18 protein-coding genes are annotated in these 20,546 nt (G+C 50.4%); 11 read left to right on the top strand and 7 right to left on the bottom strand.

Annotated features, from left to right (window positions below; all coding sequences use genetic code 11):
- Positions 1–186 precede the first annotated feature (186 nt).
- Positions 187–1,266, top strand: coding sequence for a class II fructose-bisphosphate aldolase (gene fba / locus P4D80_RS21810; protein WP_421656150.1), 1,080 nt, complete (start codon positions 187–189; stop codon positions 1,264–1,266).
- 81 nt (positions 1,267–1,347) lie between these two features.
- Positions 1,348–1,908 carry a pyridoxamine 5'-phosphate oxidase family protein gene (locus tag P4D80_RS21805; RefSeq protein ID WP_421656148.1) on the top strand — a complete coding sequence of 187 codons (561 nt, stop codon included), beginning with the start codon at positions 1,348–1,350 and terminating at the stop codon, positions 1,906–1,908.
- Between the two features lie 33 nt (positions 1,909–1,941).
- On the opposite strand, the gene P4D80_RS21800 is transcribed toward P4D80_RS21805, so the two are convergent.
- Complete coding sequence (locus P4D80_RS21800; RefSeq protein ID WP_421656146.1) at positions 1,942–3,210, bottom strand: S41 family peptidase; 1,269 nt, start codon at positions 3,208–3,210, stop codon at positions 1,942–1,944.
- A gap of 389 nt (positions 3,211–3,599) precedes the next feature.
- Between P4D80_RS21800 and P4D80_RS21795 the strand changes: the two genes are divergently transcribed.
- The 3 genes from P4D80_RS21795 (at position 3,600) to P4D80_RS21785 (ending at position 6,836) form a co-directional block, all read left to right on the top strand.
- A complete protein-coding gene (locus P4D80_RS21795; protein ID WP_421656144.1) occupies positions 3,600–5,354 on the top strand; it encodes a mechanosensitive ion channel in 1,755 nt (584 codons plus the stop codon).
- 183 nt (positions 5,355–5,537) lie between these two features.
- Positions 5,538–6,281 carry a hypothetical protein gene (locus P4D80_RS21790; protein ID WP_421656142.1) on the top strand — a complete coding sequence of 248 codons (744 nt, stop codon included), beginning with the start codon at positions 5,538–5,540 and terminating at the stop codon, positions 6,279–6,281.
- A 15-nt stretch (positions 6,282–6,296) separates the two neighbouring features.
- On the top strand, positions 6,297–6,836 hold the full coding sequence (locus tag P4D80_RS21785) for a hypothetical protein (RefSeq protein ID WP_421656140.1): 540 nt from the start codon (positions 6,297–6,299) through the stop codon (positions 6,834–6,836).
- Here the strand turns inward: P4D80_RS21785 and P4D80_RS21780 are convergent.
- Positions 6,822–8,048 carry a hypothetical protein gene (locus P4D80_RS21780; protein ID WP_421656138.1) on the bottom strand — a complete coding sequence of 409 codons (1,227 nt, stop codon included), beginning with the start codon at positions 8,046–8,048 and terminating at the stop codon, positions 6,822–6,824. The genes P4D80_RS21785 and P4D80_RS21780 overlap by 15 nt on opposite strands.
- A gap of 218 nt (positions 8,049–8,266) precedes the next feature.
- Positions 8,267–8,707, bottom strand: coding sequence for a hypothetical protein (locus P4D80_RS21775; protein ID WP_421656136.1), 441 nt, complete (start codon positions 8,705–8,707; stop codon positions 8,267–8,269).
- Between the two features lie 81 nt (positions 8,708–8,788).
- Between P4D80_RS21775 and P4D80_RS21770 the strand changes: the two genes are divergently transcribed.
- A complete protein-coding gene (locus P4D80_RS21770; RefSeq protein ID WP_421656135.1) occupies positions 8,789–10,576 on the top strand; it encodes a S8 family peptidase in 1,788 nt (595 codons plus the stop codon).
- Positions 10,573–10,797 carry a hypothetical protein gene (locus tag P4D80_RS21765; RefSeq protein WP_421656133.1) on the top strand — a complete coding sequence of 75 codons (225 nt, stop codon included), beginning with the start codon at positions 10,573–10,575 and terminating at the stop codon, positions 10,795–10,797. The genes P4D80_RS21770 and P4D80_RS21765 overlap by 4 nt, the downstream gene beginning before the upstream one ends.
- A gap of 157 nt (positions 10,798–10,954) precedes the next feature.
- Here P4D80_RS21765 and P4D80_RS21760 read toward each other — a convergent pair whose 3' ends face one another.
- Positions 10,955–11,272: a thioredoxin family protein gene (locus P4D80_RS21760; RefSeq protein WP_421656131.1), complete on the bottom strand. Its 318-nt coding sequence runs from the start codon at positions 11,270–11,272 to the stop codon at positions 10,955–10,957.
- A gap of 716 nt (positions 11,273–11,988) precedes the next feature.
- Here P4D80_RS21760 and P4D80_RS21755 point away from each other — a divergent pair.
- Positions 11,989–15,189: a CHAT domain-containing protein gene (locus tag P4D80_RS21755; RefSeq protein WP_421656129.1), complete on the top strand. Its 3,201-nt coding sequence runs from the start codon at positions 11,989–11,991 to the stop codon at positions 15,187–15,189.
- Between the two features lie 532 nt (positions 15,190–15,721).
- Here the strand turns inward: P4D80_RS21755 and P4D80_RS21750 are convergent.
- Positions 15,722–16,462: an SIMPL domain-containing protein gene (locus P4D80_RS21750; RefSeq protein ID WP_421656127.1), complete on the bottom strand. Its 741-nt coding sequence runs from the start codon at positions 16,460–16,462 to the stop codon at positions 15,722–15,724.
- A gap of 417 nt (positions 16,463–16,879) precedes the next feature.
- Between P4D80_RS21750 and P4D80_RS21745 the strand changes: the two genes are divergently transcribed.
- On the top strand, positions 16,880–17,863 hold the full coding sequence (locus P4D80_RS21745) for an ABC transporter ATP-binding protein (RefSeq protein WP_421656125.1): 984 nt from the start codon (positions 16,880–16,882) through the stop codon (positions 17,861–17,863).
- Positions 17,860–18,711, top strand: coding sequence for an ABC transporter permease (locus P4D80_RS21740; protein ID WP_421656123.1), 852 nt, complete (start codon positions 17,860–17,862; stop codon positions 18,709–18,711). The genes P4D80_RS21745 and P4D80_RS21740 overlap by 4 nt, the downstream gene beginning before the upstream one ends.
- A gap of 182 nt (positions 18,712–18,893) precedes the next feature.
- On the opposite strand, the gene rpsU is transcribed toward P4D80_RS21740, so the two are convergent.
- Together rpsU and P4D80_RS21730 are read right to left on the bottom strand one after the other, a co-directional pair.
- Positions 18,894–19,085: a 30S ribosomal protein S21 gene (gene rpsU / locus P4D80_RS21735; protein WP_421656121.1), complete on the bottom strand. Its 192-nt coding sequence runs from the start codon at positions 19,083–19,085 to the stop codon at positions 18,894–18,896.
- 209 nt (positions 19,086–19,294) lie between these two features.
- Entirely contained in the window at positions 19,295–19,597 is a 303-nt protein-coding gene (locus P4D80_RS21730) for an RNA recognition motif domain-containing protein (protein WP_421656119.1), read from the bottom strand.
- 142 nt (positions 19,598–19,739) lie between these two features.
- Between P4D80_RS21730 and P4D80_RS21725 the strand changes: the two genes are divergently transcribed.
- A complete protein-coding gene (locus P4D80_RS21725; RefSeq protein ID WP_421656117.1) occupies positions 19,740–20,522 on the top strand; it encodes an ABC transporter permease in 783 nt (260 codons plus the stop codon).
- The last annotated feature ends 24 nt before the right edge of the window (positions 20,523–20,546 follow it).

Raw genomic sequence — 20,546 nt, 5'->3', positions numbered from 1 at the left:
TCTGTGCAAATCAACTTATTTGTATTCCATAAACCTATAAGTAAATTAAATAGTGATTTTTGCCTATAAAATTCGCCAAACTCCGCTTTTCCCCTGCCTCTGATAGGCAAAGTATCTTAAGATTATCCTAAGCATTTTCTTTTTATAGCTAACTGACCACGTTTAACCTAACCAGGAGGACTGTCTATGGCGCTCGTACCAATGCGACTGCTGCTGGATCACGCAGCGGAGAATGGTTACGGCATTCCTGCATTCAACGTCAACAACATGGAGCAGATCCAGGCAATTATGCAGGCTGCCCATGAAACCGATAGCCCGGTGATTCTGCAAGCCTCCCGTGGTGCCCGTAAGTATGCAGGTGAAAACTTCCTCCGTCACCTGATTCTGGCTGCGGTGGAAACCTATCCCCACATTCCCATCGTGATGCACCAAGATCACGGTAATGAGCCTGCAACCTGCTACTCTGCAATTAAGAATGGCTTCACCAGCGTCATGATGGACGGTTCTCTAGAAGCAGATGCTAAGACTCCTGCCAGCTATGAATACAACGTCGCTGTGACTAGAGAAGTTGTGAAAGTCGCTCATTCTCTAGGCGTCAGCGTTGAAGGCGAACTGGGTTGCCTGGGCTCCCTAGAAACCGGAATGGGTGATAAAGAAGATGGTCACGGTTTTGAGGGTAAGCTCTCCCATGATCAATTGTTAACGGATCCTGACCAGGCTGTAGACTTTGTTGAGCAAACCCAAGTAGATGCTTTGGCTGTAGCAATTGGAACCAGCCACGGTGCTTATAAGTTCACTCGCAAGCCTACTGGGGAAATTTTGGCAATTAGCCGAATTGAAGAAATTCACCGTCGCCTGCCTAATACTCACCTGGTGATGCACGGTTCCTCGTCTGTGCCCGAAGATTTGCTCGCCTTGATTAACCAGTATGGTGGTGCAATTCCTGAAACCTATGGAGTTCCTGTTGAAGAGATCCAGAAGGGGATTAAGAGCGGCGTCCGTAAGGTGAATATCGATACCGACAACCGCTTGGCCATCACGGCGGCAGTACGGGAAGCTCTGACAAAGGATCCTAAAGAGTTTGATCCCCGTCACTTCCTGAAGCCTTCTATCAAATATATGCAAAAAGTTTGTGCCGACCGCTATCAGCAGTTTGGTACCGCTGGCAATGCTAGCAAGATTAAGCAAATCTCAATTGATGAGTTTGCAGTTAAGTATGCTAAGGGCGAACTTAGCCAGGTGACTAAGAAGGCAGTAGGGGTCTAACCTGCTGTTTTGATTGTGAGTCTTTAGCCTGACCGGGTAGTTTTTGGCTATCCGGTTTTTGTCTGTTGTTTCTCTAGAATCATGGCAAAACTATTTGATGAGATCACTGACGAACTCCAGCGCTTTATTGTCAATCAGCACATTTTTTTCGTTGCCACAGCCCCTTTGAGTTCGTTGGGGCATGTTAATCTTTCCCCTAAAGGATTAGACAGTTTTCGGATTCTTTCGCCCAGGCAAGTGGCCTATCTCGACCTGACGGGTAGCGGTAATGAAACGTCTGCTCATCTCCAGGAAAATGGGCGCATTACTTTTATGTTTTGCGCGTTTCAGGATGCTCCCTGTATTCTGCGGCTTTATGGGCATGGGTATGTGGTTTTGCCCGATTCACCCCAGTGGGAGGAACTGTATCCTCTGTTTTGCCCCATTCCTGGTATGCGTCAGATAATTGTTGCAGACATTGAACGGGTACAGACCTCCTGTGGTACAGGAGTGCCTCTGTATGAATATCAGGGACAGCGGGATGCGCTTTTGAATTGGGCAGTTAAGAAGGGGGAGCAGGGAATACGGGAGTATCAACAGTTAAAAAATCGGGTCAGCATTGATGGGTTGCTGACGCCGTTGGCGAAGGGGTGGAATGGGTAGATGGTGGATAGGTGGATGAGTATTTCAAAATTTCTAATAGGCTAATAGGGCAGCGATCGCCCGCTCCTTTTGAGGATCGGCTCCCTGGGCATACTCTATGGGAGCGGGTACAACGACATCGGGAGTGACGCCTTTTCCTTCTAACCGTTCGTTGCCATTGACATAGACATCGGCGACTGCGACATAAAGTAAACTGCCATCTTTCATCAGAAAGGGGCGTCCGGCTACGACATAACCAGCGGTTTTCGTGCCAATGACGGGGCCGATTTTGTATTGTTGGAAGGCATAAGCCAGAATTTCTTTGGCACTGCGGCTGCCTTCATTCACAATCATGACGACGGGTTTATTCCATTGGGCGTAGTTGACGTAGCGTTTTCCATCCCGGGAAATGCTGGTAATACTTAAGTCACGTTCTTTTGAAAAAATGTTTAGGGCAGTGAGGGGTGCGCCGCCCCATCCATCGCGCAGATCCAGGATCAATCCATCCGCATTGTTGAGGCGTCCGTAGATCAGGTCTTCTTCAAGCTGTTGTTGATATTGATCGCCTGCATAAGACCAGATATGGACATAGCCAAGCCGTTTTCCATTGCGTTGCATGATTCGAGTGCTGGCTTTTTGCGCATCTAAGAACATGGTGGTCGCATCCAGCATTTTCGGTGTAACTTTGATGTCTTGCTGGCTGTTGGCTGAAGGGGTTCGCTGGATCCGTAAGTTGATAGGTTGACCTGCTTTTTCAGCAAAGGATTGGATGGGATGGAATGGACGATCGTCGGCACTGAGGATTTGATCGCCCACCTGTAGCCCTGCCTGGGCGGCTGGACTACCATCAAAAATTGCACTGACAAAGGTTTTTCCTTTAATCTCTTTGGTGACAATGCCAATGCCGCTGTATTCAATTTTTCCTTTTGGTAAAAATTGCTGGACGGATTTTTGCAACTGGGACGATCGCGGCACAAAAATTCCCAAAACCTGGTAGTAAGCGGGTTCCTCTGGAGTGTAGTAGTAGGTATGGGAGGTTTTTAACTCAGCCAGCATTTGGTTCACAACTGCTGCAAATTCTGCTTTGGATTTGGCTGCGGTGACCTGGGGTTCGTAGCTTTTTCGTAGAGATTTCCAATCCACCCCATTCATCTTTGGATCGTAAAAATTGTCTTGAACCGTTTCCCAAACCTGGTTGAACACTTCAGTTTGGGTGCGGGTTGCCGGAAATAACGGCGAAATAAAGCTGAAGAACAACACCAGTGAGAGACTCAGCAGGGTTGCGATCGCCCATCGATGGCGGGAAAGTCTCAAACCGTTCATACGGATCTGTCACCAATTCTTAAGGTTGGGCTTTCTACGGTAGCGAGTTTCAACCCCGTTTGCCTACTGCTCAGGTGAAGAATCGGGGAGCGGATGAGTGGAGTGGGAGGGCGAAAGGAGTGGATGAGTGGATGAGTGACAGGGTGGATGAGTAAACGAGTAGATGAAGCAATCTATTGTCATCAAAGTTCAAGTATTTCCCGGCTCATTTCTTCATAAAGGTAGATACGAAGAAATACCACCATCCTTTAATCTTCTGGATGGAGATTAATCACGTAACTGAGGCAACCTTCTTTGTTGTTAAAAAAATGCTTTCATTGTTGTTGAAAAAATGCTTTCATTCGAGTTGGAATTAATCTCCGTATAGGTAGCCGTCTACTTGAGGAAAAATGAATATTACCTGGTTAAATGGACCAACTTCAGGTTTCCATGTTCTGCTGCTCTCGTGTTTGAAACTTTCTCCCCTCTTAGCACAAATTGACATTAGGCCAACTACCACTCCAGCTAATGATATCGTCCAAACAGTAACCAGAGATTTGGGCACATCTCTGCCCAACCTGGTCAGAGCGATCGTCATTCTGGTTGTGGGTTGGCTGCTATCTCTTCTGATTGCAGCTTTTGTTCGTCGGTTATTGAAACGGACTCAAATTGATAATCGCCTGGCAAACTGGATTTCTGGGCGACCAACAGCAGCAGAGGCTCCTCCCGTTGAAAAGTGGATTTCTGGGGCTGTTTTCTGGCTGCTATTTATTTTTACAATTGTTGCTTTTCTGCAAGCTCTGCAATTAACTGCGGTTTCTGAACCGCTTAATAACTTCCTGAATCAGGTCATTGGTTATCTTCCTTCACTGGCCGGGGCACTGGCCCTACTGGCGATCGCATGGCTATTAGCAACACTGGTCAAACTGGTTGTAACGCGATCGCTCCAGGCATTCAAGATTGATGAGCGGTTGGGACAGCAACTTGAGCCACCCCCATCCACGGATGCAGCAGTTCCTCCCCCATCTGCAACTGGGGAAGCTTCGCTGCCCACGGATCAGTTCTTGTTGAGCGAAACTATCGGTAACACTCTGTACTGGTTTATCTTTCTGCTGTTTTTGCCTTCAGTTTTAAATACCCTGGGGTTACAGGGAACGTTGCAGCCAATTCAGGGGCTGCTAAATAGCATCCTGTCGATTATTCCGAATGTTTTAGCGGCGCTCTTAATCAGTGCAGCCGGTTGGTTGATCGCTCAAGTCGTGCGTCGGATTGTTACCAATCTCTTAGCCGCTGCTGGAGTTGATCGCATCGGTGCCCGGTTTGGACTTGCGCAGACACCCAGTACCCGTTCACTGTCGTGGATTATTGGCACTCTTGTATTCGTTTTGATTCTGATTCCAACAGCAATTTCTGCCCTCAACGCACTTCGAATTGAGGCAATTTCGGGTCCGGCCATTAACATGCTGAATCAGATTTTGAATGCACTGCCACAGATTTTTACTGCCATTCTGATCTTGATTGTTGCCTATGTAATTGGGCAGTTTCTGGCTGAATTAGTGACCAATATCCTGACTGGCCTGGGATTCAATAACATCTTTTACTGGTTGGGATTAAAGTCTGAACCCTACACGATCAGTCCCCCTGAGGTACCACCCGCCCAGCCAGAGGGAGCGATGCCAGAACAACCTGAGCCCAGCAGGGCAGTTCCTACAAAAACACCTTCGGAAGTGGTGGGAATTGTGGTTTGGATTGGGGTCATGCTGTTTGCCGCGATTGCAGCCATTAACATTCTCAATATTGAAGCACTGACTGCGGTGTTTACCGGCATTACGGTGATTTTTGGCCGCATTATTGCTGGTTTGATTGTGTTTGCAATTGGGCTGTATCTGGCAAATCTGGCCTTTAACCTGATTGCCAGTTCGGGTGGTCGTCAGGCAAGAATCCTTGGTCAAACGGCTCGAATTGCCATTATCGTGCTGGTTTCTGCCATGGCCCTGCAACAAATTGGGGTGGCCAGCGACATCATTAACCTGGCGTTTGGGTTACTCCTGGGGGCCATTGCGGTTGCGATCGCTCTCGCCTTTGGCCTGGGAGGACGGGATATCGCGGCTGAGCAAATTCGTGAATGGCTGGCCTCCTTTAAGCGAGGAGATATGGAGCGGTAATGTGTGGCAGGGGAATGGGTAGTTATTGATCAGGTGAGGGGAGTTTTGAGTTCAAGGCGAAAGCAACTCAAAACTTGGAACTCAAAACCTCCTCCACCCCTCCACCCTCACATTTCATGCGCCACTTTCAAAAATTGCGGCTATCCTGGGGCTTAGTCCAGGCTGAGCATAGAAGGGGTAGCCATGAAAAGAAAATTTTGGATTGCCCATTTGGGTATAGCAGCGTTTTTGGCAAGCTGTTCTCAGGCTCCTGATAGTCAGCAGGTGCAGGCTCCGGCTTCACAACCTGCGGGTGGTGCGGCGCAGTCGTCGCCTCAATCTGCTCAAGCTCAAAGTTTTCCTGACCCGATCGCCAGCCCCACCGCAATTGTTGAAGTACCCGCCGTTCCGGGGCTCTTGAAGCCAACGAACCCGCAGAAGCGTGTGTCGAAGATCGCTACCGGGCGTAGGAATCCCTTTGAAGCCATTCCAACAGCTCCCATTGCGATTCCCGTCTCAGCCAGGAGGACCCAATCAACGGCGCGATCTCTGCCCAACTTACCTCCAAAACCTTTCTCTCCTCCGCCTCTTTCTACCGTACCCGTGAATTCCAATCCGGGTTCTCTGCCTCCTCTGACTGTGTCTGCCAACCCGAACCTGATACCGTTGCCACCTGTTGGCGTGTCTGCGGCTCCCCCCTCCCGGGGCAACCTTGCAGAAGCGATCGAGGTGACTGGAGTTTTGCAAATCAAAGGCAAGTGGAATGTGATTGTCAAAGAACCTGGTTCTCCCACGAGCCGCTACGTCAAAGCGGGAGATTATTTGGCAAACGGCCGGGTGCTTGTTAAGCGAATCTTAGCAGGAGCGGAACCTGTCGTAGTTTTGCAGCAGAATGGTATTGAGGTGATTAAATCACTGGGGAGTTCCGGTGGACCAACTGCCAGCTAGTAGAAAAGCGTTTTTATGACAGAACAACCGATTGTTCGGCGCAATGCCGTCAACAGCGGGAAACATCCAGCCAAGGTACCAGAGCGGCGCAGTCTCGATTATGCCGGAACTTACGTTTGCCCGGTGTGTCGTCATGGGCAGATTTCAACGCTGCCATTGATGGATGCATTTGCCTGCAATTTCTGTCGTCATATCTTCACTGCCGATTTGCGGAACCAGTCAGTGCGGGTTGAGGACAGTTCTCAACCAATGACCTGGCGCTGGAATGGGCGGCGATGGCAGGGAGCAGCCACCCATTCCGATGTAGACCTGACAATTATTATCTGGCTGGTTGGGACTGCCCTGGTCATTCTGCCGCCGGGTTTAATCTGGCTTTCCTCCCATACGTTTCCTCCAATGCGGGGAAGTGCCTGGTATTGGTTTCCAACGGTCTGGGTTTGCCTGGCGTTTCTTTCCCATTTTTTGTTCGTGGCATGGCTGTTTGCAGAACATTATCAGGTTCCCTTCTATATCACCTGTAAAATTCGACTGCAAGACTGGTTAGGGAGGTGGTAACACAGAGTCTATCCGCTGAATCAATGAGTGAATTCGGATAAGGTCCGAGGCAGTGGTTTTGGATTGTTTTTTGAGCCAGGCGATCGCCGCTTTGCGATCCTTTTGAGCCGCCACTAGCAATGCTCCCCAGGCTTTCACCTCAGGCTGTGCAGGATTCACCTGGAGTACAGCTCCTACCCGGTTAAGCAATCGACCAGAGTCGGCTCTCAGCAAATCTGCCGTCTCCAGGCTATTCTCAGGACTCGACTTAAACACCTGGAGCGCTCTCAGCCAGCGACCATCCACGAGATGGGCGAGAACCTGCGGGTTTGGACTTGCCCAGGACTTCTCCGCCTGGGTTTGGGTGGCTCTGGCATGCCAGTGGATCAGATCCATTTGTGCCTGGGCCACTGCCGACCATTTTTCCTTGTTCCGGCGTTTGAAGGACTGTAGCCACTGCCAGCTAATTGACCATAACCCATTCCGGGCTAATAGCAATGCTTGACTGTAAGTTGGATGGTTAATGGCAGGCTCAGCCAGCGAGATGGGTTCCAGTTGAATCGGGTTGGGTAAAAATTTACGTGGTTGTACCTGGTAGATTTTAAACTGCGGTTCCATACCAACGGTTTGGTTAAGCACCAGCTCTGGCGTTTTTCCGCTAGTAATTTGCTGCCAGTGGGGTACTTTGCCGTTAGTGGTGCTCCAATCCAGGATGATACTGAGGTGAAATCGGCCAGGGTTGTAATGCACCACTTTTCCGTAGGCCACAGTATTGCCCCCTTGCGACCATTGCCCGCTTAGATTAAACCAGGTACCTGGCGGCAGGGATTGGGCTTCAAAACGGTTCATTGCCGTCAGGGGTAATGGCCGACTGGTTCCGCCATGGACAGACCGGGCTTCAACCAGTGGTGCAATGGCAGAGGATTCCTCCGGACCGGTGATCGCCAGTTGGTCCACCAATTGCAGACGGGGTTCTGGCCCTGCCCCATGGTGCGGGGGTGAAACCGCCTGGTATAACCGCAGCTCCACAATCCGCTCTAGATGGTTGGGAGTATTTGGTTGTCCTTCCAGCACAGGTATTAACAGATCCGATGCTGTCAATCGGCTATCCCAAAAGTTCCGATTTTTTCCGAGCGGCAAAGCTTCTCCAGGAACACGTCCTGCCTGTCTAATTTCAGCCCGAACTTGCTGAAGGGTCTGGGTTGCCTTCAATCCAGTGACTGGGGTTGGCATCCAATTAGGGGACCAGTGGTTAATCCAACCCACTGCTTGAGGGTTCACAATTAGCTGTATTCCTAACCAGGTGATGCCAGGCACACCACTCGCCGCCAGCAAGAGAGCGGCGATCGCCCCAATTATTTCAACGCGCGATCATCGCTGTCTAGATTCACCCCTCCGAGCATCTGTTGCCGGTTGCTTATAGACTGTTGCTTTCAAAACTCCCCCTCACTTCACCCCTCCCCTGACTCCTGACGTGTCTTCAAAAGATCAAGCTCCCGCTGCAAATGCTGCGCCCATTTCGCGGCTAAAGGCGGTTCTGTAAAAGGGATGCCGATGGGCTGATCCCGATCTATACAGGCAAACTCCAGCACCGCTCGCCCTCTTTCCGGCGGAGTCTCCCAACTGGCAGGCTGGCCATTGACCAGTAAGCGAATGGTTTCTATATCTCTGAGAGAAAAGCTCTCCAGGTTCACTGGCCCTTTGCGCGTTGGAATTCCCCAAGTTAAGTCGCTCCCTTTTTGCCCTAAAACAGCGTAAATATCATACTTTGCCTGGTCAAACGATTCAGCCCAGAGTTGGTAAGCTTCAACCTTCCGGTATTCATTCCAACCAGACCAGGCCAGCCACAAGAAAAAGAGCAGCAAAGGAAGCCAAAGAAGACCACGTTCCATCGTTCAAAATCATTACGTCTTCCCACATTATTGACGGGACGTGAGCTATCTTGGTAAGAATTCTCACTGTTGGCCAACGGTATGAAAAACCTTTTGCTGCTGGGGTTGTTTCTGGGTGGGTTGTGGCTGGCCATTGCCAACTTTACAGGATTGGCACACCAGGGAACCTATGACTCAATCGTGCTGGACTTCCGTGAAGATGTGGGAGCAGCGCAGATTGAGGAACAGGTGCAGGCGATCGCCAAACAGTTTCATATCAGCCCCCGCCTCAACAGCGAGTTTTCCCTTGCGGATCACGTCTTTGTGGTTCCCGGCGACGAGAAACTGCTCAGCGCTTTGAAGAAGTCTGAGGTCAGGAAGTACACCGAATTCATCGAACCTAACTATATCTATCAGGCATTCATCGCGCCTAACGACCCTGACTATGGCAAACAGTGGAATTTGCGCAGCATTAATGTCGAGGCCGCGTGGGATGAAACGAAAGGCAAAGGAGCGATTGTTGCCGTGATTGATACGGGCATCAGCCCAGTTCCTGACCTGGCAAAAACAACCTTCGTCAAAGGCTATGACTTTGTCAATGATCGAGTTGAAGCAGTTGATGACAACGGTCATGGCACTCACGTCGCTGGCACGATCGCCCAGTCCACCAACAATAGCTTCGGTGTGGCAGGAATTGCCTACGAAGCTAGCCTGATGCCATTGAAAGTTCTCTCTTCCTCTGGTGGCGGTACCATCGCAGATATTGCTGAAGCCATTCGCTTTGCGGCTGACAATGGTGCCCACATCATTAATATGAGTCTGGGTGGGGGCGGCGAGAACCAACTGATGAAGGAAGCGATCGACTACGCCCACAGCAAAGGGGTAGTCATTGTGGCAGCAGCTGGCAACTCCGATGAAAATGCAGCCGCCTACCCCGCCCGCTATCCCCACGTGATTGGAGTTTCTGCCCTTGGCCCAGCCGGGACGAAAGCGCCCTACTCTAACTTTGGGGCAGGCATTGATATTTCTGCTCCTGGTGGGGCAAAGGATGGAGATGACCCTGCGGGTGGCATTTTGCAAAACACCATTAATCCTGAAACGGGTGAATCGATGTTTGAAGCGTACCAGGGCACCAGTATGGCGGCACCTCACGTGGCAGGGGTCGCCGCTCTCCTCAAGGCAGAGGGGATTAGCAATCCCGACGAGGTTGAAGATGTCCTCAAACAATCGGCTTTGAAGGTTGAAGACGACTCCCTCAACTATTACGGTGCAGGCAAGCTGGATGCGGCGGCGGCGGTGAAACTGGCAACCCGTGGTCGAATCACGTTCCACGACTTCTTCCGCTGGCTGCGCGATAACGGCTACCTCAATCCCAGATTCTGGATCGATGGTGGGGTAATTGCCCTCTGGCCCAAGATTCTCATGGTCATCGGCTCTTACCTGCTAGCCTGGTTTCTACGCAATTTCTTTCCCTTCACCTGGGGCTGGTCCCTGTCTACCGGCCTGATTGCTGGAAGTTCAGGACTATTTTTCCTGAAGGGGATTTACCTGTTTGATGCGCCTCAGTGGCCTTTCCGTGTTCTGGGAAGCTCCATTGCGGAACTGGGCGGATCAATTCAGGGAACTACGGCTCTCAACCCAATTTTTGCCAGTGTGCTGATCCCGCTGGTGTTAATTGCTCTACTGTTAGGACACCGCCAGTGGAAGTGGCTTGCCATTGGAACGGCGATCGGGATGACAGCCTGCCTCGGCGTCAGTGCCATTCTGTCTCCTACAATGATGTGGATAGGAGACGGAATCGCCGCTCGCATTTTTCTGATAGTGAATGCCCTACTTTGTTTCGCACTGGCACGCCTTGCCGTTCAGCCAGGAGGAGCTTCAACCATATGAGTATGCAGGTCGAAGGCAAAATTGAGCGTAAAGGATTTGGTCCCGGCACCTGGGCGCTAGTCAGCACTGACGGCAAGACCTACGAGTTGCATAAGCCCCCCGCAGATCTACACAAGGTGGGACTGAACGTCAAAATTAAAGGCGAAGTTCGCGAAGATATCATGTCTTTTGCAATGATTGGTCCGATTCTGGAAGTAAAGAGTTTTGAAGTGTTGGAGTAGAGAGTCGTTATCCAGATAAGTAGCTAGGTGCAATTAAATTAAAGATAATTTCGGGGGTGGAGGGGGGAAACCCTCTGCCTGGGGGCGCAGCCCCCATTCCCCCCTTTACAATTAGGACTACCTACTTAGGATCGCTATATTAGCAACACCTCTTTCCCTAATTCGTACTTGCCAAAACCTCCTGTAACCGGCTCCTGAACTCTCCTTTCGGGTGGCCACCCTTAACTTCGCCTAGAATTTTAAACTCATCGCTTTCGGGTTCGTCGCAGACAAGATAAGTGGGCCAACCCATTCCTTCTTTGTCCGGGTACTGAGCCAACAGGATTTTGCGGTACTTCCGGTAAGTTGCCGTATCCTGCATTTTGACATTAATGAACTGAAGCCCAAGTTCCTCAACAACCTTCTGATCGTAGAACGACATTTTGTGGCAAATTCCACAGTCTTCCGAAGAGAATTTGATCACAGCCCGATTCATAGAGTTCCTATCTCCAAACAGTTCTGCATGAGTTAGCTCTCCTGAGAGTTGGGTGATAAGCGAAGCTTACGCTACTCCTCACCGAAAAGCCGGGAGAGCCTTAGTTAGATAACCAGTGTTACAAACACTAAATCGTGCAACATGGAGGTTTGGGGGTTCCGCCCCTGCACCCCGTTTAAGTTTCAAGAAAGATCGCTATAGATCTGATTATTTGTAGGATGAGTTAGCGTAGCATAACCCATGCTGGCATTGAGTTGAAGTATGAAACCCAACCTCGTATCTGCAATTTAATCACAAATAGAAAACCCCCCCGGTTTAGGTGTAAACCGGGGAACAAATCAGGGTGCATCTACCATCGATAAAGATCGGGTCGGATTTTCATTGATCCGGAATTGTTTCGTGGGAAGTTTGAAGACCATGGGGAGTTTTTTTGAATTTTCAATAACGTTTTGCTGGAGGAATCCTGTACTTAAGTAGCCCGTGTCATGATTCAGTAAGGAATTGATGAAGCTGAATGGCTTTATCGGTGCATTTACCGAAATTTACGAAAAGCCTCAAACCAAGGTTGTAGAGTGAAGTAAGCAGTTTGCCGTTCCCTGTCAAGCAAAACCTCTAGGGATGAATGGCGCTGCCCCACCTCAAGCAGGGCAATCTAAATATCAGACGACTTAGCGTCGAGGTTTCTGCCTGACACATCAGTTTGGCTGGTAGCTAGGATGGTATGGGCAGCAGTCTGCTGTCGTCGCAAGAAAGCTCGTAAGCAGTCTTCTCGGAGTGTGACGGTGACCCAGGAATTTCACATTTCTGTGACTCCAATCGGAGATGATGAATATCTGGTGCGAACAGAACGAGTAGCACCGGGGGTACCGTTGGCAGAGGAGCAGGTAAGTTGGCCTGTGGATGAGTGGCTGGAGCGGGCAGCACTTTTGATGAACGACCCAATTACGGGGTTGCTTCGAGGTGATGCAATTCCTTTCTTCACTGATCCTTTACACCAATCGTTGACTGATGCCTCAGATGCCCAGGCTCAGCGTTCAATCAACTTAATTGTCCTCGGGCAGCATCTTTACAATGCGCTGTTTCAGGGCACAATTCGCGATAGCTGGATGAAGGCTCAGGGGATTGCTCAGCATCGGCAAGAGATTTTGCGGTTGCGGTTGGGGTTGAAGGATAACCGCTTGCCACGGTTGCCGTGGGAAGTATTACATGCGGGCGATCGCCCTCTGGCAACGGGAACTGATGTGTTGTTCTCCCGCTATAATTCTAGTTTTGCCGCCATATCATCGTTCCAGTTTCAACAGCTTCCAGTCGTTGAACCGGGGCAACCATTGAAGATTTTGTTGGTGTTGTCGGCTCCCAGCGACCAGGAAGTGCTGGCTCTGAAACAGGAAGCATTGCATCTGCAAGAGGAATTGCAGGGGCTGCAAAACGGCAATCGCAACGGTCGCTTTCCAGATATTCAACTCACCATTCTGGAACAACCTGGGCGGGAACAGCTCACCCAGGCGCTGGAGCATAACCACTACCAGGTGTTGCACTATGCGGGGCACAGCAATCTGGGAACAGCAGGTGGCAAGCTTTACCTGGTCAGTAACAAAACCGGCTTAACCGAGGCACTTAGTGGCGATGATCTGGCAGGATTGCTGGTTAACAACGGCATTCGGATGGCAGTTTTCAATTCCTGTCGGGGTGCTCACACTGCAACGGCAGATTCAACGGCAGCAGTGGAAGAAGGAAACCTGGCAGAGGCTCTGGTTAAGCGAGGTATTCCAGCCGTGCTGGCAATGGCAGAGCGAATTCCAGATGATGTGGCGCTGAATTTGAGTCGGCTGTTCTACCGCAACCTGAAGCAGCTATATCCAATTGACCTGAGTTTGAGCCGTGCCCGTCAGGGGTTGCTTTCTTCTTACGGCTCCAATCAAATGTATTGGGCGCTGCCGATCCTTTATCTACACCCGGAGTTTGATGGCTATTTACAACCGCCAACGGAGAGTGCCGACAGGATTCTGGCCCTGGGTTCCTTTGACCAACCTTCAGATTTTGACCAGCCTGCTGTCGATTCAAACGCCTGGGAGGATGAGTCGATCAAGGAGGAAGAAGCTGTAGTTGATGCAGCGATCGCCGCTGAACCTTCAGATACTTTTAGGGCAGATAGCTTTAATCAGGAAGAGTTGGATAGTGACGGCTTTGATGTCGAAGAGTTCGATAACGAAGAATTTGATGAATTTGATGAAGCGGCCCTGTTAGACCCGGATGATCTGGAGTTTGAGGATCCGGAGTATCAGCCTGAATTGGAGATTGCCCAACTGGTTCAGCAACTCTCCCAGAGCTCAGCTAGGGAAAGGGATAAAGAACCACCCCTGCCTGCCCCTCCTTCAGAAAGCTTACTACCTGAAGCAGAGGAGGAGTTGAAGCCGGACGATTATCTTGTTTTGCCTGACAACCCCTGCTATCACTCGCCTGTTGTAGCACCAAGACCGGGTCGGGAGGCTACAGTTCTGGAAACTAAAATCCCGACTGATCGCGATGCCAATGCTGACGAGGATGGGTCAGTCTATCTGGAACTGGAGCGGCTATTGGCAGAAGCAGGCAAACCAACAGAGGCGATCGCACGCTGTAATCAGGCTATTCAAGAAAACCCAACCAATCCAGAAGCCTACGATCGTCTGGGGTTTGCGCTTTATCAGCAAGGTTACCTGTCTGAGGCGATCGTCGCTTATCAACAGGCTATTCGCATCAACCCTTCACTGGCCGATGCCCACAACCATCTTGGTTCAGCCCTTTATCAGCAAGGAAATGTGAAGGATGCCATCCGGGCTTATAGTCGGGCAATTCAACTCAATCCCAATCTGAAAGAAGCCCGACAAAACCTAGATATTGCCCTTCGTAAGCAGGGTGTTCACCTTTCACCCAGTCAGCTTGCTTTGGACGAGGAGCAAACCCACCATCGCCCAATGGCTGAATTGACCAACGGTGTTGGCAGGTCGAGCAATAGTGCCGCCATGGCATTGCCTTTGCCATCAAGCCAAGTTCCCTTCCAGCAAATGCTTGATTTTCCCAGACCTGCCTATGCTCGCGCCAGGGCAATTTCTTCCGGGCAATCCGCTAAATCACTACTATGGGCGGGGGTCGGAACCCTTGGAGTGGCATCGGTGGTTCTGGGTGTCTGGTTCTTCCAAAACCATTTTGATAGCTCGGCTTTCCAGTTGCCTCTGCCACAACCGTCCATTTCCAGTATCGAAAAGCCAGAAGACTTAAAGAAAGCGAGCACGTCAGCCGTTGCCGCTTTCGCCACCGAACAGTTGAATCAGGGAGACATCCAGGAGGCTGAACCGGCGATCGAAGCATTACTTGATCGGGGTGCCCTGTCTCAAGCCGTTGCTGCCATGACTCCGGTGTGGAGTGAACAGACAGAGAACGCTACCCTCAATTTTTTAATGGGCCGGGCTGCCTGGCAGTCCGTTATGTCGGGAAATCGGGACTACAGTGTCAATGATGTTCAGCGCTTTTGGGAAGCGTCGATCCGGCAAGACCCCAATGCCGAATGTCAGGCGGCTTTAGGTTTTGCTTATTATACAGAAGGTAACCTGGATCGGGCTAGCCGCGCCTGGTTACGGACACTGGAGCTTTCTGGAGAAGGTTCTGCGACCCAAACGGTTGCAGAGCAGACCAGTCCAAGTCGGTCTTCAAAAGAGGCTTTGAAAGCTTACGCCGGTTTGGCGTTGGTGTTGATGAAAAAAGCAGAGAACCAACCGCCTGAAGAGCGTACCCGGATTTTGAGCCAGGCGACCCAACTACGTCAGAAAGTCCTGACGCAAGATCCAAATGCTTTTCAGGCTGATGCGCTAGCGAAGGATTGGATGTGGTCAGCGCAGGCGATCGCAGATTGGAAAACGCTTTTAAGCATTTCAAGGTGAGGTAGACACAGCCTCAACAGAAAACTTGAGAGTCCACGCTTTATGGCAAAGGTTTTATAGCTGTCACCCGGTTGCTTAAGACTACATCTTCTTGTTGCTGGCTGACGGGTGCGTCAAGCTCACAACTCTCTTCTTTCGCGACTGCTGACCTTAGCCTACATTCCGCACTTCCAACTGGCACAAAAGGATTTTCCCCCTCAACACGGCAAGTAATACTGTCGGCGAGCAGACCCGAGAAATTAGAGAATCCGACAGCGATCGTCCGCTAGATTGATGATCTGTTTACCGCCATTCAAGGCGTACCTTTGCCCAGTTGATTGGGAATCGTTTGATTGGGCTGTTGCAAAGCTTAGGAGGGATTCTAGAAAAGGGGCTCTGATTCCTTGAAACCCTGATTCTCTCGACCTCCTTTCCAGGATTGCCACAAAAAATTTGACAAACTCAGGTGGGGGCTTCGCCCCCACCCAGGGGTGGAACCCCTGCACTCGTTCAAATTTCAAGAAGGATCGCTATAGTTCAGTCACTTCTTAGTTTAGTAACTGATTTGCAATGTTACAGAAGCTTCTACTTGCTGGTCACCGCCGATCACGGGAGTAGGGGCAGCCGCAGCTTTTTTTAAGGCATCAATTTCGGCAAATACAGGTCGAGGGGGTGGGGTGAAGGCTGCGCCAATTTGGATGCTGACTATATCTTTGCTAACCAACCCAAGGGCACTCAAAACAGCATCCGCTTGTTCCTGGGCGTTCTGAGTGGCTTTGCGGAGGGCGGCTTTTTGGGCAGTGGCGATCGCCGCATCCGACGCAACAAAACTGACGCTATCAATCCGGGTTGCCCCTGCTTTCACAGCATCATCCAGTAGACTCCCGGCTTTTTCCGTTGCAACCCGAAAGCTAACAATATTGCTAGCAGTATAACCAGTGAGTGTCTGAGTGCCACTGTCATAACGGTAGGTGGGATTCAGGTTAATACCCGTCGTTTCCAATCTTTCGACATTGCGTGCCTTTAATAGTGTCACAACTGAATTGGAGCGTCGCGCCACTTCTTGCTGTACCTCATTGGCCGTTTTGCCCTGCGCCTCAACCCCCAGCCTTATCTGAGCCAGACTAGTTGCCGCCATCTCCGTTCCTCTACCCGTGACGGTCAGCGTTTTCATAATTTTCTCCTGTGCAAGAACTGGATTGGCAACCATCAGGCTCAACATCCCTGCATTGATCACAATAGCTTTCAGCCGACTCCAGCTTCTGGGTTTTCTGGTTAAGACAGTTAGGAACATAAACAAGGTTCTCCTCCACCAAATAGATTGAATATCGATTTAAGCTGCAGATGCGACAAATCAGGATTGTTGACACTCTGCACCCCTCACCCTTTTCATCCTCAGGGTGCTGAAATATAGCTGTCGCCAGGTTGCTTAGGACATTGGTTTTAAGGGGGGCGGGGGCTTCAACCCCTGGCTGGGGTTCCACTCCTGCACTCCGTCCTCAGCCTAGTGGCGATAGCTGTAATCAGCAACGGCGGTTTGGGCAAGCGTATTTCTAATCTGCCACTAGATCGAAAAGACGGTATGAACGGTTACAATTTCGGAAACTTTGGGCAACGGCTGTTATTGGTCAAGAGGAGGATAGTCGATTGCGGTTTTTAAAGTGAAGATTCTAGATTGAAAGGGTTATCGTACCTCCCTATCCTCCTCCTTATGTCCGCCATTCTGGTTGAGAACTTGAGTAAGACCTATCCGGTCGCTGTGAAAGAGCCTGGGCTGAAGGGCACGGTGCTGCATTTCTTTCAGCGCACCTACCGTCAAATCAAAGCCGTGCAAGATATTTCGTTTCAAATTGCTCCTGGGGAAGTTGTTGGTTTTTTGGGGGCAAATGGAGCAGGGAAAACAACCACCCTCAAGATGCTGACGGGTTTAATCCATCCCTCTGCTGGGCAAGTGAATGTAGCCGGGCACATTCCATTTCAACGAAAAACGGCATTTTTAAAGAAAATCACGCTGGTGATGGGGCAGAAGCAGCAGTTGATTTGGGATCTGCCTGCAATGGATTCGCTGCGGATTAATGCGGCAGTGTATGGGATTCGCGATCGCGAATTCCGCGATCGCATCGGCGAACTGACTGACATGCTTAACCTGGAAAGCAAACTCACTCAGCCAGTCCGCAAACTTTCCCTGGGCGAACGGATGAAAGCCGAGCTGCTGGCTGCTCTCATCCATCAACCTCAAATTCTTTTTCTGGATGAGCCAACCCTGGGGTTAGATGTTAACGCCCAGGTTAGCGTGCGAGAATTTTTGCGGGAATACAATCAGCGTTACCAGGCAACCATTCTCCTCACCAGCCATTACATGGCCGACATCACGGCCCTTTGCCCACGGGTCCTGGTCATTCACCAGGGGCAGTTGGTTTACGATGGCAGCCTGGAAGGACTGGTCGATCGCTTCGCCCCCTGTCGCGAAGTTACAGTGGAACTGGCAAACTCCTATCCTCCCGACAAACTCTCCCTTTACGGTGATTTGGAAGCCGTGGATGGTCAGTCAGTCAGATTTCTGGTGCCCCAGGAAACCCTCACCCGCACGGTCGCTAAGATTCTGGCAGAGCTAGAGGTGTTAGATCTAGCTGTTACCGAACCTCCGATTGAAGAGATCATTGGGCGCGTTCTTAAGGCAGGGGTGGTGTCATGACCATCAACAGGCAGAAGGCGAAAGGCGAAAACTATACCCTATCCGGCATCCTGCCTTCCTGCCAGCAAGCCCTTCGCATTGCCGGTACCCTGCTCTCTGTTTACTACGCCTATATGGTTGAATACCGGGCAGAACTCTTGTTGTGGGTACTGTCAGGTTCGCTGCCAATTATCTTGATGGGGCTCTGGGTGGAGGCAGCTCGAAGTGGGCAGTTTGGCTTGACCCCCGTAGATTTTGCCCGTTATTTCCTGGCGGCGTTCATTGCCCGTCAGTTCACTGTAGTCTGGGTTATTTGGGAATTTGAGCGGGAAATTGTGGAAGGGAGGTTATCGTTTCGCCTGTTACAACCCCTGAACCCAATCTGGCATCATTTCGCGTCCCACGCGGCAGAGCGCCTTGCCCGCTTACCCTTTGCCTTTGGGCTAATTGCTCTGTTCTTTCTCCTCTACCCGCAGTCTTTCTGGGTTCCTAACCTGACAACGCTTGCCCTGTTTATGGGCGTTGTCATCCTGGCCTTTGCGCTGCGTTTTTTGATGCAGTACACCCTATCCATGTTTGCCTTCTGGATTGAGCGGGCCAGCGCGCTGGAGCAGTTCTGGTTTCTGTTTTATCTGTTTCTGTCAGGGCTGGTTGCTCCTCTGGAAGTTTTTCCACCATTGGTGCGAGAGATTGTTCTCTGGACTCCATTCCCTTACCTGATCTACTTTCCTGCTAGCCTGCTAGTAGGGTTGCCTGTCAATTTGGGAAAGGGGCTGCTGGTAATGGTGATTTGGACCGTGCTGTTTTCTCTGGCGTACCGCTGGTTGTGGCGTCGAGGGTTGCAGCAGTATTCAGGAATGGGGGCGTAGGGACTATTCGTTGTAGATTATTCGTCTTTTTCGTCTTTAAAGAGGTGAGAGATGAAATGGAGTGATAGAGTGACGGGGTGATAGTTTTTTAATTCCATCACTCCCTTACCCTCCACTCATCTACTCATCCACCCATCTACTCCTGTAAACTATATGTTACTAACAACCTCTGCCAGTCATATTTAACCCCGATGGGAACGATACTTTCGCTGCCGATGCTTTGCGAGTGCTTTGCGCTTTTCCTTCTCAAGTGGGGTTTCAAAGTGCCGATTTTTGCGAATGTCCTGAAAAATTCCTGCTTTGGAAACCTCACGCTTAAAGCGTCGTAATGCGGATTCAATTCCTTCGTTCTCTCTTAAAACCACTTGAGTCATTCGAGATCTCCTCTTGCTAAAATTTTTTGCCAGGTAGTGACCTATGTTAGGAATTTGGTGATCGTCATTAGGGGCGGAGCGTTCCAAACACCATTCCTATTCAGGACTACCATTTGCCATATACGGGAGACAGCCCAAAGTCTTCAGCAGACTAGGGTAGCCAGCGTGTTCTGCTGAAAACCCTAGAGTTCAAACTTTAGGAAAGTCGCTTAGTAGCGACGATATCCTCCGCGGTTGTTGCCCGTATTACCTCTGGGAGCGCTTCTGTTTTCGCGGGGTTTGGCTTTGTTAACCTTCAGGTCGCGCCCCATCCACTCGGCTCCATCCAGTGCTTCGATCGCAGAAGCTTCTTCTGCCTCGGTACCCATCTCAACGAAGGCAAATCCTCTCATTCGCCCTGTTTCCCGGTCCGTTGGTAGCTGAACTCGGCTAACCGTTCCGTATTCTCCAAATACTTGCTCCAAATCTTTTTGTGTAACCTCGTAGGACAGATTACCAACGTAAATCGACATAATGTTTCCCAAAATCAATAAAACAGGTGTAGAGAGTTAGATTCGGAGAAACATCTATCGCTAAAACTAATGAAAGGTTTCAGAAAGGTTTCAGGCCGAAAATAATCCTTACTAGGGCACTATAGCACAGGGAGCAAGCTCTATGGGTCGTTACTGGCAGGTTTTGAAGTTATTTTGGGCTACTGCGATCGCCGCTGAACTGGAGTATCGCGTCAATTTTTTGCTGGCTGCCCTCAGCAGCTTGGGTGGGTTGGCGGGCAGTCTGTTCGGGTTGTTTTTATTTTATCAAAATGATTACACCTTTGCCGGTTGGAGTTGGGAGCAGGCTCTGGTGGTGCTGGGGGTTTTTACTCTGCTCCAGGGATTTTCCAGCACATTTCTGGCTCCCAACCTGAATCGGATTGTGCGCCATATTCAGCAAGGTACCCTTGACTTTGTGCTGCTCAAGCCAATTAATTCTCAGTTCTGGCTCTCGACTCACACCCTTTCGCCCTGGGGATTTCCGGATTTAGTGTTTGGGCTGATTGTAATTTGCTATGCTGGAGCCCGTTTGGGACTGCATGTTGGAGACTATCTGCTCAGCCTGGTGCCAATTCTGTTTGGTTTCTTGATTCTCTACAGTCTCTGGTTTATTTTGGGGGCCACCAGCATCTGGTTTGTCAAAATCTACAATGTCACCGAAGTACTGAGAGGGTTGCTGGAAGCCGGACGGTTTCCCATAGTAGCTTATCCCACCGCCTATCGATTTTTCTTCACCTTTGTGGTTCCTGTCGCGTTCCTTACCACCGTGCCAGCGGAAGTGATTTTGGGGCGGGGTGAAATTGGTTGGACGATAGGTGCGGGGGTGCTGGCGATCGCCCTCCTGTTTGCCTCTCGTACCTTCTGGCAGTTTGCTCTCCGGTTTTATACCAGCGCATCAAGCTAACTGCTCCCAACCGTTGTATATCTG

Source organism: Leptothermofonsia sp. ETS-13 (genome assembly GCF_049200465.1).
Classification (GTDB): Bacteria; Cyanobacteriota; Cyanobacteriia; order Leptolyngbyales; family Leptolyngbyaceae; genus Leptothermofonsia.
Note: the sequence above shows the minus strand (reverse complement) of the source record. Positions and strands in the feature narration are given on the sequence as shown.

What these genes read in the sequence shown, in the direction of transcription:
- fba (WP_421656150.1), top strand. Translation starts at nt 187, where the DNA reads ATGGCGCTCGTACCAATGCGACTGCTGCTGGATCACGCAGCGGAGAAT.
- P4D80_RS21805 (WP_421656148.1), top strand. Translation starts at nt 1,348, where the DNA reads ATGGCAAAACTATTTGATGAGATCACTGACGAACTCCAGCGCTTTATT.
- P4D80_RS21800 (WP_421656146.1), bottom strand. Translation starts at nt 3,210, where the DNA reads ATGAACGGTTTGAGACTTTCCCGCCATCGATGGGCGATCGCAACCCTG.
- P4D80_RS21795 (WP_421656144.1), top strand. Translation starts at nt 3,600, where the DNA reads ATGAATATTACCTGGTTAAATGGACCAACTTCAGGTTTCCATGTTCTG.
- P4D80_RS21790 (WP_421656142.1), top strand. Translation starts at nt 5,538, where the DNA reads ATGAAAAGAAAATTTTGGATTGCCCATTTGGGTATAGCAGCGTTTTTG.
- P4D80_RS21785 (WP_421656140.1), top strand. Translation starts at nt 6,297, where the DNA reads ATGACAGAACAACCGATTGTTCGGCGCAATGCCGTCAACAGCGGGAAA.
- P4D80_RS21780 (WP_421656138.1), bottom strand. Translation starts at nt 8,048, where the DNA reads ATGCCAACCCCAGTCACTGGATTGAAGGCAACCCAGACCCTTCAGCAA.
- P4D80_RS21775 (WP_421656136.1), bottom strand. Translation starts at nt 8,707, where the DNA reads ATGGAACGTGGTCTTCTTTGGCTTCCTTTGCTGCTCTTTTTCTTGTGG.
- P4D80_RS21770 (WP_421656135.1), top strand. Translation starts at nt 8,789, where the DNA reads ATGAAAAACCTTTTGCTGCTGGGGTTGTTTCTGGGTGGGTTGTGGCTG.
- P4D80_RS21765 (WP_421656133.1), top strand. Translation starts at nt 10,573, where the DNA reads ATGAGTATGCAGGTCGAAGGCAAAATTGAGCGTAAAGGATTTGGTCCC.
- P4D80_RS21760 (WP_421656131.1), bottom strand. Translation starts at nt 11,272, where the DNA reads ATGAATCGGGCTGTGATCAAATTCTCTTCGGAAGACTGTGGAATTTGC.
- P4D80_RS21755 (WP_421656129.1), top strand. Translation starts at nt 11,989, where the DNA reads ATGGTATGGGCAGCAGTCTGCTGTCGTCGCAAGAAAGCTCGTAAGCAG.
- P4D80_RS21750 (WP_421656127.1), bottom strand. Translation starts at nt 16,462, where the DNA reads ATGTTCCTAACTGTCTTAACCAGAAAACCCAGAAGCTGGAGTCGGCTG.
- P4D80_RS21745 (WP_421656125.1), top strand. Translation starts at nt 16,880, where the DNA reads ATGTCCGCCATTCTGGTTGAGAACTTGAGTAAGACCTATCCGGTCGCT.
- P4D80_RS21740 (WP_421656123.1), top strand. Translation starts at nt 17,860, where the DNA reads ATGACCATCAACAGGCAGAAGGCGAAAGGCGAAAACTATACCCTATCC.
- rpsU (WP_421656121.1), bottom strand. Translation starts at nt 19,085, where the DNA reads ATGACTCAAGTGGTTTTAAGAGAGAACGAAGGAATTGAATCCGCATTA.
- P4D80_RS21730 (WP_421656119.1), bottom strand. Translation starts at nt 19,597, where the DNA reads ATGTCGATTTACGTTGGTAATCTGTCCTACGAGGTTACACAAAAAGAT.
- P4D80_RS21725 (WP_421656117.1), top strand. Translation starts at nt 19,740, where the DNA reads ATGGGTCGTTACTGGCAGGTTTTGAAGTTATTTTGGGCTACTGCGATC.